This is a genomic window from Hansschlegelia sp., assembly GCF_035538955.1.
Taxonomy (GTDB): Bacteria; Pseudomonadota; Alphaproteobacteria; order Rhizobiales; family Methylopilaceae; genus Methylopila.
On sequence record NZ_DATLJK010000013.1, the window covers coordinates 162,770 to 177,136 of the forward strand.

Here is a 14,367-nt window from a genome sequence, read left to right on the forward strand (position 1 = left end):
AACCGTCCTTGAATGCCGGATGGCGAATCTTGCACTTTACCGTCGCGCCAACGACATGTCTTGCTAGGCCCTAACTAGTCCCCGCGCCGTCCACCGTGCCATTCGAAGCGGGCGCAGGCTCAGAATCCTCATATCTCTTATACCGTTCCGGGCCCACCTGATGCCAGATATTTCTTTATTTGAAAGCCGCGTCGAAGCCATCATGAGGCTGCGGCGAGACTTCTTTCCTGACTTGTTTTTCCAGTCCTCGACCACGGATGATCCTCTGCGGATCAGACTTCTGGATGAGCCGATCAAGGTGGTCCGGTTCGAGCTCTCCGAGGCTGGCACGCTCCACCTCGGCTCCATGAGCCTAGAGGATGCTGACGGCAATCTGAGCGACCTTTCCAAGGCCGCGCTTCACACCAGCAGCGTCTATCCCGGCACGGAGAAGGCGCTGAACGCTCGGCTTTTTTTCGAGAAGCAGTGGGCGCGAGTCGGCTTTCACACCAAGAAGGATCAGTCCCCCTGGGCGGAGGCGCGGCTTGCAGCGCCAGGAACGTACCGGCGTCTGATCGTCAACAACCGCGGCGGGAAGTGGGCCGCCCGGGCCTGGGCGCTTCGCGTGAAGGTGCAGACCGCCGACGCGCAATGGCGGGAGGTCTATGACCACCAGGCGCGCCGGCGCATGTTCGAGGACGTGCTCTCGGCGTCGGTCGGCGGTTATCCGGCGACGTGCCATCAGGCGATCGCCGCTCTTGATCGAATCGTCCTGGAGGCGCTCGCCGGCGAATTCCGCGGCATGAAGAGAAATTTGCGCGCTGAGCCGGGCGTTTCGCGTCAGGCGAAGGCCGACATACGCAAGGTGGTGAACGATCAGATCCTGTTGCCGCGTGAGGTCGAATGGACGACGCATGGCGTCACGCGCTCATTCCGGTTCTGGTCGGCGGAGGAGAAGGTCGAGTATCTCAAGGACGCCAATCAGCTTGTGGCGGATCTGAGAGACATAACCCCGGACGTTTGTCTTGGTTTTGGGTCTGTTCTCTCGATCGTTCGGGACCGAGACCTGATCCCGCATGATGATGATCTTGATATCATCATCGCTTTTCCGAAGAGCGTCGCCGCCAAGTTCTCTGAGGGCCTCAAGATTGTTTCAGAGCACCTTTCGGCCCGAGGCTATTCGGTGAAGGGCAACTATGTGAGCCACCGGCATGTGTCCCTCCGGGGCGCCAAAGCCGTCGACGTGTTCGTCGGGGTCTATGAAGAGGGCGAGCGCGTGACGTGGTTCCCGGGCCCCAGAGCCGTCTTCAGCCGCAGTGACGTCTTTCCGCCCGTGGATGTCCCGTTGTTCGAGGTGCCCTGCGCTGTTCCGCGCAACCCGTTCCTTTACCTCGAGAAAATCTACGGCCCGGACTGGGCGGTCCCGAAGCCGCGCTGGCATCACAAGTGGGATAGGGCGAGCATCGCCGACCTGCTCTGACGGACGCAAGCAGGAGACACGCACCCTGACAGTCCGAAGAGCCTCAAAGCGTCTCGGCCCCGCCAGATCCGGGCGCTTTGATCCTCCGAACTGCGTCGCAGGCGCAGGACCTTGCGGCGGCAGCCGAACTCCGGCCGCTCTGTCGAAATTGGCGCACCCGAGAGGATTCGAACCTCTGACCTCTGCCTTCGGAGGGCAGCGCTCTATCCAGCTGAGCTACGGGTGCCGAGAGCCGGGCGGAACCTAGCCGAACCGGAGGCGGGGGGCAATCGGGGTCGGCGGTTTGGCTTTCGATCGACGCCGCCGCAGCTTCGCTCGCGCGAGAGGCGGCATCTGTGTGCGTTGTGGGCCCAGGGGTGGACGGCGCAAGCGCCCGACGCGTCCGGACGCGCGCCGCGAGACGGCGGCGAGATTCCTGGTCCGCTCTCCGCTGAGGTTTGACTTGGGGCGCGGCATGCGCTGGCCGTCGGCGGCGGCGCCTCTACAATCCCGGGGGTCGCCATGGGGACGGTCAGCGCATGAAATTCTCCCTTCTGCTCGCAATCTGCGGCCTCGCAACCTGCGCGCCCGCCGTCGCGCAGGAGAAAGGGGCGGACTTCCGCTATCGCGGGTGGATCGGAGCGCCGCTTCCGAACGACGCTGACAAGGGATGCGCCATGGCGGCGCAGGCGCGCGGCGGCGTCTTTGTCGCCTATGCAAATGCGACAGGCGCTTTCAAGATCGGCGTGGGAGGCGACGACTTCGAATTGGAGCCCGGCAAGGAGACGATCGCGGCCGTTGTTTTCGACGACGGCCCGCCGATCGTGCTGAAGGGCGTAGCGGCCACCAAGGCGATGGCCTTGTTCGAGCCCATCAACTTTCCGGCGGGCGGCCGGCTGGAGCCTCTGGTCGAATCCTCTCGCTCGGTGCGAATGACCTTCGCCGGACGCTATCTGCGGGCGCGGCTCAACGGTTCGTCACGGGCTTTGAGGATGCTGCGAGACTGCGCCACGGCCCCGCAGCCGGTCGCGCCCTCGGCCGACGCGAACGGGAACGCGGCGAGCGGCCCCGAGGCGGGCGAGCGCGCCGCCGACTTCGGCTTTCTGCGACAGGGCATGGACGCGACCCAGGCCAACACCCGCCTGCTTGATGCTGGCTGGCAGGTCGAGGAAGCGACCGGAGCGGCGTCGGCCAGCCCAGGCGCACCGAACCCGCCGCTTGAAGCGCTGCGGGCTCGGGGGATTGCGGCGCAATCCTGCGAAGGCGCGCCGCCCTCCTGCGTCATTGCTTATGCAGACGCTTACGGGAACGCGCTGCGGGTGACAGCCGTCGGCGAGGAAGATCCAAAAGTGAAGAATTGGCGTTTCAATCCGCCGGATGAGCCAAATGGCGCTGCGTCAGAACCCGATGATCGGTAGCAGAGACCAAGCTCAGCGGCTTCGCCGCGTTCGGGTCCGCCGACCGCTATAGAGGCGACGAAGGGCAGGCGCTCCAGGCTGCGGCGCGCGACAAGCGCAGCCTCACCTCAGCCTGACGGCGATCCCGCCGCTCTTGGCTGTTCGGTCCAGCTGGAACAGCCCTGTGGCCTCCACCAGGTCGCTCAATCGGGCGAAGCCGTAGTTGCGGGAGTCGAACTCCGGGGCGCGCTTCGCGATGTGGCTGCCGACCGCCCCGAGGCTGGCCCATCCGGTGTCGTCGGCGACCGCCGAGAGGGCGGAGGTCAACAGCGCGGCGGTGGCGTCGTCGATCCCCTCGCCAGAGCGCTTCAAGGGCGAGGGCGTGGAAGGCGCCTTCGCGGTCCGTCGTGCGGCGGTCCTCTTCTTCGGCGCTTCGGGCGCCGTCGGTTCAATGGGATCGGGCTCGGCGGGCCTCGCCAGCACGTCGAAGAAGATGAACTTGTCGCAGGCGGTGATGAACGGCCGCGGCGTCTTGCGCTCGCCGAAGCCATAGACCCGCAGTCCCTGCTCGCGCAGCCTGGACGCCAGTCGGGCGAAATCGCTGTCGCTGGAGACGAGGCAGAATCCGTCGAACCGGCCAGTGTAGAGCAGGTCCATGCCGTCGATGATCATCGCGCCGTCGGTCGCGTTCTTGCCGGTCGTGTAGGCGAATTGCTGGATCGGCTGGATCGAGTGCTCCAGCAGGCACGTCTTCCAGCCGCCGAGATTGGGCTTCGTCCAGTCGCCGTAGATCCGCTTGACGCTGGCGGTGCCGTATTTCGCGATCTCGGCGAGCAAACCCTCGACGATCTTCGGCGACGCGTTATCGCCATCGATCAGCAATGCGAGGGTGGCGGAGCGGTCTGGGCCGTCCGGCGGAGGGGAGGAGTTCGGCGTCATCGCAGAACCCTGCGCCGGCAGGCGAAGGCGCGCAACCGCTCAAGGGGTGGGGACGCGAGCGCGCCGCGTCGGCCTGGTTCATCGGGCGGTTCGACTTGCCGGCCGCCGGTTCGGCGCGATCTTCACAGCGGCAAGGCCGCTTTGCCGCTCTAAAACAGCGCTATAACGGTCACCGTTCACGTGCCTCCGCTTCTTGCTTCGGGTTCATCGACATGCCTGGCCCCTCAGGATCAGACGACAAGGCCGCGTTTGGCGTTCCCGGTCTCGACGACATCCTCGTCGGCGGCGTGAGACGCGATCGCCTCTATCTGCTGGAGGGCTCGCCCGGAACCGGCAAGACGACGATCGCGCTGCAATTCCTGCTCGAAGGCGCAGCGCGCGGCGAGCTCGGCCTCTACATCACGATTTCCGAGACAGAAACGGAACTGCGCGAGACCGCGACGTCGCATGGTTGGTCTATCCCGCCGAACCTCACCGTCTTCGAACTCGCCCCGCCGGACAGCCTGCTCGACGCCGAGCAGCAGCAGAGCCTGCTCTATTCGTCGGACCTGGAACTCGGCGAGACGGCGCGGATGATCTTGGAGGCGGTGGAGCGCGTGCGGCCGTCCCGCATCGTCATCGACAGCCTCTCGGAGATCCGCCTGCTCGCCGGCGGATCCCTCCGCTACCGGCGCCAGGTTCTCGCGCTGAAGCATTATTTCGCAAAGCATGGCGCGACGGTGCTGATGCTCGACGATCTGACAGCCGAGGTCAGCGACAAGACCGTCCACAGCGTCGCGCATGGCGTGATCCGGCTGGAGGATCTGGCGCTGTCCTATGGGGCGGAGCGACGCAGGCTGAGGGTGGTCAAGTACCGCGGGCAGCGCTATCGCGGCGGCTACCACGATTTCGCGATCCTGACCGGCGGAGTGACGGTGTTCCCGCGCCTCGTGGCGCTCGAACATAAGACGGAATTCGCGCGCGCGCCGCGCAGCAGCGGCATCCCCGAGTTCGACGCCCTGCTTGGCGGCGGCGTCGAGAGCGGATCGAGCACGCTGATCCTCGGCCCGACCGGGAGCGGGAAAAGCTTGATCGGAATACAGTTCGTGGCGGCGGCGGTCGCGCGCGGCGAGCGTGGCGCGATGTTCGTCTTCGACGAAGAGCTCGGGCTCCTGTTCGAACGAACCAAGGCGATGGGCTTCCCGCTGCAGCGCTGGGCCGAAGAGGGCAGCGTCGTCATTGAGCAGGTCGACGCGGCGGAGCTCACGCCTGGCGAATTCGCCCATCGGGTGCGCGCTCGGGTCGACGCCGGCGAGATCAAGACCGTGGTGATTGACAGCCTGAACGGCTATCAGGCGTCGATGCCCGACGAGCATTCGCTCATTCTGCACATCCATGAGTTGCTGCAGTATCTCAACCGGCAGGGCGCCTCGACCTATCTGACGCTGGCGCAACATGGGCTCATCGGCGACATGAGATCGCCTGTGGACGTGACCTACCTGGCGGACACCGTCGTCCTGCTGCGCTATTTCGAGTCTTCGGGACGCGTGCGTCGGGCGATGTCGGTCGTGAAGAAGCGGACGAGCGCTCACGAAGAAACCATTCGCGAGTACCGCATCGGGTCCACTGGCCTGTCCGTGGGAGCGGCGCTTAGAGGGTTTCAGGGCATCCTGCGCGGAACGCCGAGCTATACCGGCAAGGACGGCGACATGCCCCTCATGGGCGCGGAACCCGAGAGGTCCGGCCCATTTTCGTGACTGCGCCGCACGACCCATCGTCCGAACGCGTTCTGATACTCGCGCCCCTCGGCAGGGACGCCCGGATCGCGCAATCGCTGATGCACGAGGCCGCGATCGCGTCTCTGATCGTTTCGGATCTTGATGAGCTGCTCCGTGGCCTGACCGAGACGGCGGGCTCTGTTCTCGTCACCGAGGAAGCGCTCCAGGGCGCCGACCTGTCCGGCCTCCGCGGCTGGATCGCTGATCAGCCGCCCTGGTCGGACATGCCCTTCGTGGTGCTGGTTCGACATGGCGGAGGCCGTGAACGCAATCCGGCCGCGACAAGGCTGTCGGAATTTCTCGGCAATGTGACGTTCGTCGAGCGGCCGTTTCATCCGACCACGCTGATCAGCGTCGTGCGAGCGGCTCTTCGCGGGCGCCGGCGGCAGTATGAGGCGCGCGCGCGGCTTGAGGCGCTGCGCGTCGAGCGGCAGCATTATCTGGACCTTTTCGAGAACATCGACGCCGGTTTCTGCACGTTCGAGATGAAGTTCGACGAGGCCGGGCGCCCCGTGGACTACCGGTTCATCGAAACGAATCCGGCGTTCGAGGCGCAGACCGGGCTCTGCAATGCAGTGGGACGGTGGATGCGCGAGCTCGCTCCGAACCATGAGCCCCACTGGTTCGAGGCCTATGGGGGCGTCGCGATGACGGGCGAGCCCATTCGGTTCGAAAGCACCGCGAAGGAGCTTGGACAACGCTGGTTCGACGTCCACGCCTTCCGCGTCGACAAACCCGAACAGCGTCGGGTGGCGGCGCTGTTCAATGACATCACGCCGCGGCGTAAGCTCGAGCTCCAGCTCCGTCAGCTGAATGAAGGCCTCGAGGCTCAGGTCGCGGAGCGCACGGCTGAGCGGGACAGGGTCTGGAGGAACTCGCGCGACCTTCTGATCGTCGTCGGGACCGACGGCGTGTTCCGCGCGGTCAATCCCGCCTGGACAGCCATTCTCGGCCATCCATACGAAGATGTGGTCGGCCGGAGCTTCCGAGATTTCATCTGGCCCGAGGATCTCGCCGTGACGGAAGCGGCGCTCCACGAAGCGTCGGAAGCGCGCGACCTGACCAATTTCGAGAACCGGTTCTGTCACATTGACGGGACGCCACGCTGGGTCTCCTGGCGGACCTCGGCGGAGGGCGAGCTCATCTATGCGTACGGACGCGAGATAACCGCCGAGAAGCAACAGGCTGCGGCGCTCGTCCAGGCCGAAGAGGCGCTCAGGCAGTCGCAGAAACTCGAGGCCGTCGGGCAGCTGACCGGCGGCGTCGCGCATGACTTCAACAACCTTCTGACGATCATCCGGTCGTCGGTCGATTTCCTGAGGCGGCCGGACCTGCCGGAAGAGCGTCGCCGGCGGTATGTCGAGGCGATTTCGGAGACCACCGATCGCGCCGCGCGGCTGACCGGCCAGTTGCTCGCCTTCGCGCGCCGGCAGGCGCTCAACCCGGAGGTGTTCGAGGTCAGCGCTTGCGTCTCGGCGCTGACCGACATGCTGGACACTGTCACGGGCGCGCGCGTGAAAGTTGTGAGCGCCTTTCCGAACCGGCCGTGCTTCGTGAAAGCGGATCGAAGCCAGTTCGAGACGGCCGTCGTCAACATGGCGGTCAATGCGCGAGACGCGATGAACGGCGAGGGGGTTCTGACGCTTCGGGTCGCCTGCGGCACCGGGCTGCCGCCGATCCGAGGACAGGCCGCCAGCAGGAAGCCATTCGTCGCGGTGTCTCTGGCGGACACGGGCGAAGGCATCGCCCCGGGCATCATCTCCCAGATATTCGAGCCGTTTTACACCACCAAGGAGATCGGCAAGGGCACCGGTCTCGGCTTGTCGCAGGTGTTCGGCTTCGCCAAGCAGTCCGGCGGGGACGTGGCGGTGGAAAGCACGCCAGGCGCCGGCGCGACCTTCACGATCTATCTTCCTGAAGTTCCGGAGGCCGCGGAGCCAGCCCCCAAGCGTCGACTCGATGAGCCTGCGCCGGTCGGTGACGGACGGCGGGTGCTGATCGTCGAGGACAATGTGGAGGTCGGCGGCTTCGCGACTCAAACGCTGCAGGATCTCGGTTACGTGACGAGTTGGGCGATGAACGCCTCGGAAGCTCTCGTCATGCTCAAAGATCCCGGCGCGCGGTTCGACGTGGTGTTTTCCGACGTCGTGATGCCCGGCATGAACGGGGTCGATCTCGCTCGGGAAATTCGGCGGCTGACCCCTGAATTGCCGGTCGTCCTGGCGTCGGGCTACAGCGACGTGCTGGCCCAGGAAGGACGCTCCGGATTCGAGCTTCTGCAGAAGCCTTATTCGGTCGAGGAGCTGTCTCGCGTCCTGCGGCTCGCCATCTCCAACTCCTTCGGTTCAGGAGACTGAGGCCAGTTCCCCCCGGACCGGCAGGGTGGCCGCCGCGTCTCTCGGGCGCGTAAACGCGGCCGCTCCGCTTCGTGATTGAGAGCAGTCGATTCACGCGCTGCGCAATGTTGACTCCGGACGCAAGTGAGACTCCTTTCACGGCAGCTAAACACTTGCGCTGTTTGGAGTAATTATAATGAAAAAGTTGGACCGGCGTACTTTTGCGGCTGGCCTCGCCGCAGTCGGCGGAGCCACGTTGCTCGGAGCAGGGCGGAGCGTTCGGGCCGCCGAGGGCGGCGCGCTGACCCTCTACAATGGCCAGCATGCAGAGACGACCAACGCCATCGTCGAGGCCTTTGCGCGGCAGACGGGGATTGAGGTCGCCATCCGTCGCGGCAACAGCGCCCAGCTCGCTAACCAGATCATCGAGGAAGGCGAGGCCTCGCCGGCCGACGTATTCTATTCGGAGGAGAGCGCGCCCATCGCCGCGCTCGCCGCCCGCGGCCTGCTCGCGCCGGCGTCGCCCGACACCATCGGGCAGGTCCATTCGCGCTTCGCGGCGAAGGACGGCTCCTGGGTGGGCGTCAGCGCGCGCTGCCGGGTGGTGGCCTACAATGTCGACATGATCCAGCCCGCCGCGCTGCCGGCCTCGCTGATGGATTTCGCCAAGCCGGAATGGCGCGGCCGCGTCGGCTTCGTGCCGACGAGCGGCGAGTTCCAGGCGCAGGCCCTCGCGATCGTCAAGCTCAAGGGGCGGGACGCCGCAGTCAGCTGGCTGAAGGGCCTCAAGGACAATGGCCGCGTCTACAACGGCAATGTCGCAGCGGTTCAGGCGGTGCAGCGCGGGGAGATCCCGACCGCGCTGGTCAACAACTACTACTGGTTCCGCGTTGCGGACGAGGTCGGCGCCGACAGGATGAAGTGCCAGCTGCACTATCTCGGCCACAAGGATCCCGGCGCGCTGGTGACCCTCTCCGGCGCCGGGGTTCTGAAGTCGAGCAAGCGCCAGGAGATGGCGCAGCGGTTCCTGGCCTTCATGGTGAGCGTGCCGGGCCAGCAGGCGCTCGTCGGCGCCGTCGCCGAATATCCGGTGCGGTCCGACGTCAAGTCGCCTTACGCGTTGAAGCCGCTCGACGAACTCGATCCGCCGGACGTCACCCCTGAGGACATTGCGGACTCCGATCTCGCGCGCGACCTGCGCCGCGAGGCCGGGCTCGCTTGACGCTCGCGCTGGCAGGCGGGGATCGGCGGCAGGCGGGGCCGCCGAGCTGGCTGACGCTCGCCGTCTTCGCGCCGACGGCGCTGATCTCCCTGCCGCTCGCCTATGTGGCGGCCCGCGCCTGGCAAGCGGGCCTCGCCGGCGTGACGGAGGAGCTGTTCCGGGCCCGCACCGCGGAGCTCCTGCTCAACACCGTGACGCTGGCGGGTTCGGTGACGGCTCTGTCGGCCCTCATCGGCGTCGCGGTCGCCTGGTGCGTCGAGCGGTCCGACATTCCGGGCCGGCGCTGGTGGCGTGTCGTGGCCGCGCTGCCGCTCGCGGTCCCAGCCTTCGTGGCGAGCTTCGCCTGGGCCTCGATGGGCGTCGCGTTCCAGACGCTGCCGGGCGCGGTTCTGATCCTCACCCTGTCGCATTATCCGCTGGTCTATCTGCCGGTGGCCGCCGCGCTGCGGGGCATGGACCCGGCGTTCGATGACGTCGCCCGCTCGCTCGGTCGGGCGCCTTGGTCGCGATTCGTGAGCGTGACGCTGCCCCAGGCGTGGCCGGCGCTGGGCGCCGGCGCGCTGCTTGTGCTGACCCACATGTTCGCCGAGTTCGGCGCGCTCGCGCTGCTTCGTGTCCAGACCTTCACGACCGCGATCTTCGAATCCTATGAGCTCGAGTTCGACGGCGGCACGGCTGCCCTGCAGTCGGCGGTGCTGCTCGCGCTTGCGCTGCCGCCGGCCCTGTTCGAGATGAGGCTGCGGCGGGATCTGCGGTTTGCGCGCGTCGGCAAGGGAGGACGTCGGCAGCCGCCGCTCACCGAGCTTGGCCGCGCCAAGCCGCTCGTTCTGCTGGGAATGGCGGCGTTGACCGCCCTCGCGCTCGGGGCGCCCTGCGCCGTGCTTGTCTACTGGCTCGCGGTCGGCAAATCGCTCGGCCATGCCGCAGCCGACATCTGGCCGGCCGTGAAGGGGTCGTTGACGCTGGCGCTGCCGGGCGCGCTCGTCGTCACGGCGCTCGCCGCGCCGCTCGCGCTCGCCGCCACGCGCCACCGGGGACGGCTGTCGGGTCTGGCTGAGCGGCTGCCATATGTGGTCCACGGCCTGCCCGGCCTCGTCGTCGCCCTTGCGCTGGTGTTCTTCGCCATCCGCTTCTTTCCGGAGATCTACCAGACCGTCGGGCTGTTGTTCGCGGCCTATGCGGTGCTGGCCCTGCCGCTCGCCCAGTCGGCCCTGCGCGCCTCTCTCGAGCTTGCGCCGGCGCGGTTCGAGGAGGTGGCGCGAAGCCTGGGAAAGGGCCCGCTTGCGGCGTTCGTCGCCGTGACGCTTCCGAACATGCTGCCAGGCGTGGGCGCCGCGCTGGCGCTCATCACGCTCGAACTTGCGCGGGAGCTCACCGCAACGCTGATGCTGGCGCCGATCGGCGTCACCACCCTCGCCACCGAGGTGTGGTCGCAGGCGAATGAAGGGCGTTACGCGGCGGCGGCGCCGTTCGCCGCATTGCTGGTCGCGGTTTCGGCCATCCCCGTTTATGTGTTCACCCGCCGCAGCCTGGAGCTTCATGATCTCTGATGACGAGCGTCCGCGTCCGCGAGGCGAAAAAGGCCTTCAACGGCCAGCCGGTGCTGCGTGGCGTCGACTTCGCGGTGCGCGAGGGCGCGATCGCCGCGCTGCTCGGCCCATCGGGCTGCGGCAAGACCACGCTGCTGCGGCTCATCGCGGGCTTTGAAAGGCTCGACGGCGGGACGATCGAGATCCATGGACGTGAGGTCGCGCGCGACGGCCTCCATGTGCCGCCCGAGCGGCGCAGGATCGGCTACGTTCCCCAGGAAGGAGCGCTGTTCCCGCATCTGACGGTCGCCGGAAATGTCGGCTTCGGGCTCGCCCGCCGGGAGCGGACGAAGGAGCGGATCGGCGACGTGCTGGCGCTGGTCGGCGTCGCGGAGCTCGCCGGGCGCTATCCGCATGAGCTTTCGGGGGGACAGCAGCAGCGCGTGGCGCTGGCGCGCGCGCTTGCGCCTCGGCCCGAGATCGTCCTGCTGGACGAGCCGTTCAACGGGCTCGATCTCGATCTTCGTCGCGCGGTGTCCGCCGAAGTCGTCGCGACGCTGCGGCGCTCCGGCGCCTCCGCCGTTCTGGTGACGCATGATCCCGAGGAGGCGTTCGCGAGCGCCGATACGGTCGCGGTGATGAACCATGGCGCGATCGCGCAGCAGGACGATCCGCGATCAGTTTATCTGCGGCCCGCCAGCGCGGAGGTCGCGCGGATTACGGGCGCGGCCGTGTTCCTCGACGCCACGATTCACGGCGCTATGGCTGAGACCGCGCTGGGCAGCATGCCGCTCGGCGCCGTCTCGCCCGGCGTGAACGGGGTTGCGCGGGTCTGCGTGCGGCCCGAACAGATCGTGCTCGGCGATCCCGGCTGCGGCCGCGCGGCGAAGATCGTGTCGCGCAGCTTCCGGGGCGATCATACGGTCCTGACCGTCGCGATCGGCGAGTTCCGGCTGCCGGTCCGGGCGCCGACCAGCTTCGTGGCCGACGACGCCGGCGAGGTGCAGGTTACGCTGGAGGGGTCCTGCGTCGCTTTCGCTCCAGCGCGGCCCCTCAAGCCGCTTTGAGGAACGGCGTCGCGAGCCGGAGATCCTCGACGAAGCGCGCGAACTCCGCGCGTTTGCGCTCCTCGTCCGGCACGCGCAGCAAATAGGATGGGTGAACGGTCACCAGCACGTCCGGCTCGCCGTCGCGCTTCAGGATCGAGCCGCGCGTCTCGCCGATCTTGACGACGCGCCCCATCACGGCCCGCGCTGCGGTCGCGCCCATCGCGACGACCAGCCGCGGCTTCAGCGTCGCCATCTCACGCTCCAGCCACGGCCGGCAGGCGGCGATCTCGGTGGGGCCCGGCGTCTTGTGCAGCCGGAACTTCCCGCGCGGCTCGAACTTGAAGTGCTTCACGGCATTGGTGACGTAGACCTTGTCGCGCTCGAAGCCGGCCTCCTGGGCTGCGCGGTCGAACAGAGCCCCGGCTGGCCCCACAAAGGGCCGCCCCTGAATGTCCTCCTTGTCGCCGGGCTGCTCGCCGACGACCATCACCTTGGCGTCGGCGGGCCCTTCGCCGAACACCGCCTGCGTGGCGTCGGCCCAGAGCGGGCAATTGCGGCATTCGTCGACCTCCGCCCGCAGCGCGTCGAGCGTCGACGGATCGTGAGGCGCAAGGCGCTCGGGCTGTTTCATCGGACGGTGACCCTTCTTCGGCTCGGTCGCCGGAGCTGCGACCATCGCGGCCGACCGGGCGGCGGCGGACGCGATCAGGGGACGAATGAGCGAGGCCTCCGGAAGGTTGCGCCAGTATTTCTGCGGCATCTCGGACCGCATCGCGGCGACCTTGAGCCGCGCGGGATTGAAGATGCTCGCATAATAGGTCCGCCAGACGCTTTCGAGCCCGTCGCTGTCCGGCGCGTCGGAACGAGCCGCGCCGTCGCCGAAGACAAGCTCCTCGCCGTCCCAATGCGCTGAGCGCTCCGGCGTCAGGATCGACCATCGCATCGAGGCGAAGCGGCGGACGAAGAATGGCGCGGTCGCCTCGACGATGTGGTGCTCGGGCTCGAACCAGGCCACGAAATGCGCGCCTTCCGGGGTCGCGATTTCGCGGAAGCGCACGAAGGCGGTCATCTTGTGCTTGTCCCGCCGAACCGCCTTGGCGAGATCCCGGGCGCGCGCGACCTCTGGATCGGCTGCATCTTCCAAGAGAGCGCGGTTCGCCACGACGCGGGCGAGCAGACGGTAGAACAGATCGAACCGAGTGGGGTCGCTGTGGAGAAGCCCCGTTTCGGCGAGCTCCAGAAAACCGCGGGCGACTGAGAATCCCTGCGGGGCCCCTGTGACAGGCGGGACCTCCTCGGCGGCGAACAGATCGTCGGGCTGACCCGAGACCGACCATACAATTGATGAGGCTGGCTCGCCGGCCGCGATCAGGCTTCGCGCAGCCGCGCGCCACCCCGCCACATCGGCGGGCCCGGCGAGAACAACGCGCCGCGGCGTCAAAGGGAGAGCGCCAGCTGGCGCGGCGGCGGCGCGATGCGCTCGAGCAGCCGCTCCGATTCGAGCAGCCCGATTGACGGAACGTGGTCGGCCAGCCGGAGGAAGGGCAGGACCTTGCGCAGCGGAGCCTTCAGCCGCGCAAGGTCCTCGCAACGGATAGCGCGAAAGCGTCGCGCCGAGAGAATGCGATCCACCACCGTCTTGCCAAGCCCCGGGACGCGAAGCAGCTCCTCGCGCGAGGCGCGGCCGACATCGAGCGGAAACCGCTCCCGATGGCGCAGCGCCCAGGCGAGCTTCGGATCGACCGCCAAGTCGAGCATGCCGCCGCCTTCGGTGATTTCGTCGACGGAGAAGCCGTAGAAACGCATCAGCCAGTCGGCCTGGTAGAGCCGGTGCTCCCGGACGAGCGGCGGCGCCTGCAGCGGCAGGGTGGCGCTCGCGTCCGGGATCGGACTGAAGGCCGAATAGTACACGCGCTTCAGCCGGTAGGAGCCGTAGAGGCTTGCGGAGGTTCCGAGGATCGCTCGATCGTCGGACGCGTCCGCCCCGATGATCATCTGCGTGCTCTGGCCGGCGGGCGCGAACCGGGGCGCGCGCCGCTCGGCCTTCGCCTCTTCGATCCGGCCGCGAAGTCCGGCCATCGTGCGGCGCACCGCCCGGATGTCCTTTTCGGGCGCGAGCTGCTTCAGCGCGGTCTCCGTCGGCAGTTCGACATTGATCGACAGCCGATCGGCGTAAAGCCCGGCCTCAGCGAGCAGCTCCGGAGATGCGTCCGGGATCGTCTTGAGATGGATGTAGCCCTTGAAGCCGTGCTCCAGCCGAAGCGTGCGGGCGATGCGGACGACCTGCTCCATCGTATAGTCGGGGCTTCTCACGATGCCGGAGGAGAGGAACAGGCCCTCGATGTAGTTCCGCCGGTAGAAATCGAGGGTCAGCTTGACCACCTCGGCCACCGTGAACCGCGCCCGCGGCACGTTGCTGGAAGAGCGGTTGACACAATAGAGGCAATCGAACGCGCAGGCGTTCGTCAGCAGAATTTTCAGCAGCGAGATGCAGCGACCGTCAGGGGCGTAGGAGTGGCAGATGCCAGCGCCTTCCGTCGAGCCGAGCCCCTGTGGACCCGCGCCTTTGCCGCCTGCCGAGCTGCGCTTGTCTGTTCCGCTGGAGGCGCATGAGGCGTCGTATTTGGCCGCGTCGGCCAGGATCGCGAGCTTGCGGGCGATGTCCAAAACAGCAGGTCCTCCAGCGACGGCCTCCTGTTC

Annotated in this window: 10 protein-coding genes and 1 tRNA gene; 7 read left to right on the plus strand and 4 right to left on the minus strand. The window is 67.3% G+C overall.

The window, feature by feature from the left end:
- Window positions 1-202: 202 nt before the first annotated feature.
- Window positions 203-1,459, plus strand: a complete 1,257-nt coding sequence (locus tag VM780_RS09100) for a hypothetical protein (protein ID WP_325446950.1) — start codon at window positions 203-205, stop codon at window positions 1,457-1,459.
- A gap of 149 nt (window positions 1,460-1,608) precedes the next feature.
- Here VM780_RS09100 and VM780_RS09105 read toward each other — a convergent pair.
- A tRNA-Arg gene (locus tag VM780_RS09105) sits at window positions 1,609-1,685 on the minus strand.
- Window positions 1,686-1,977: 292 nt separating this feature from the next.
- Here VM780_RS09105 and VM780_RS09110 point away from each other — a divergent pair.
- Complete coding sequence (locus VM780_RS09110) at window positions 1,978-2,856, plus strand: hypothetical protein (RefSeq protein ID WP_325446951.1); 879 nt, start codon at window positions 1,978-1,980, stop codon at window positions 2,854-2,856.
- Window positions 2,857-2,958: 102 nt separating this feature from the next.
- Here the strand turns inward: VM780_RS09110 and VM780_RS09115 are convergent, their stop codons facing one another.
- Window positions 2,959-3,774, minus strand: a complete 816-nt coding sequence (locus tag VM780_RS09115) for an NYN domain-containing protein (protein WP_325446952.1) — start codon at window positions 3,772-3,774, stop codon at window positions 2,959-2,961.
- 212 nt (window positions 3,775-3,986) lie between these two features.
- Here VM780_RS09115 and VM780_RS09120 point away from each other — a divergent pair, with 212 nt between their 5' ends.
- From VM780_RS09120 to VM780_RS09140, 5 genes are all read left to right on the plus strand, one after another.
- A complete protein-coding gene (locus VM780_RS09120; protein WP_325446953.1) occupies window positions 3,987-5,510 on the plus strand; it encodes an ATPase domain-containing protein in 1,524 nt (507 codons plus the stop codon).
- Window positions 5,507-7,888 carry a PAS domain S-box protein gene (locus VM780_RS09125; RefSeq protein WP_325446954.1) on the plus strand — a complete coding sequence of 794 codons (2,382 nt, stop codon included), beginning with the start codon at window positions 5,507-5,509 and terminating at the stop codon, window positions 7,886-7,888. Before VM780_RS09120 ends, VM780_RS09125 begins: the two co-directional genes overlap by 4 nt.
- 175 nt (window positions 7,889-8,063) lie before the next feature.
- Complete coding sequence (locus tag VM780_RS09130) at window positions 8,064-9,089, plus strand: iron ABC transporter substrate-binding protein (RefSeq protein WP_325446955.1); 1,026 nt, start codon at window positions 8,064-8,066, stop codon at window positions 9,087-9,089.
- Window positions 9,086-10,639: an iron ABC transporter permease gene (locus tag VM780_RS09135; protein ID WP_325446956.1), complete on the plus strand. Its 1,554-nt coding sequence runs from the start codon at window positions 9,086-9,088 to the stop codon at window positions 10,637-10,639. The genes VM780_RS09130 and VM780_RS09135 overlap by 4 nt, the downstream gene beginning before the upstream one ends.
- On the plus strand, window positions 10,639-11,685 hold the full coding sequence (locus VM780_RS09140) for an ABC transporter ATP-binding protein (protein ID WP_325446957.1): 1,047 nt from the start codon (window positions 10,639-10,641) through the stop codon (window positions 11,683-11,685). The genes VM780_RS09135 and VM780_RS09140 overlap by 1 nt, the downstream gene beginning before the upstream one ends.
- Here VM780_RS09140 and VM780_RS09145 read toward each other — a convergent pair.
- Window positions 11,672-13,108: a UdgX family uracil-DNA binding protein gene (locus tag VM780_RS09145; protein WP_325446958.1), complete on the minus strand. Its 1,437-nt coding sequence runs from the start codon at window positions 13,106-13,108 to the stop codon at window positions 11,672-11,674. The two genes, VM780_RS09140 and VM780_RS09145, sit on opposite strands and share 14 nt — an antisense overlap.
- Window positions 13,105-14,334: a putative DNA modification/repair radical SAM protein gene (locus VM780_RS09150; protein ID WP_325446959.1), complete on the minus strand. Its 1,230-nt coding sequence runs from the start codon at window positions 14,332-14,334 to the stop codon at window positions 13,105-13,107. Before VM780_RS09150 ends, VM780_RS09145 begins: the two co-directional genes overlap by 4 nt.
- Window positions 14,335-14,367 lie beyond the last annotated feature (33 nt).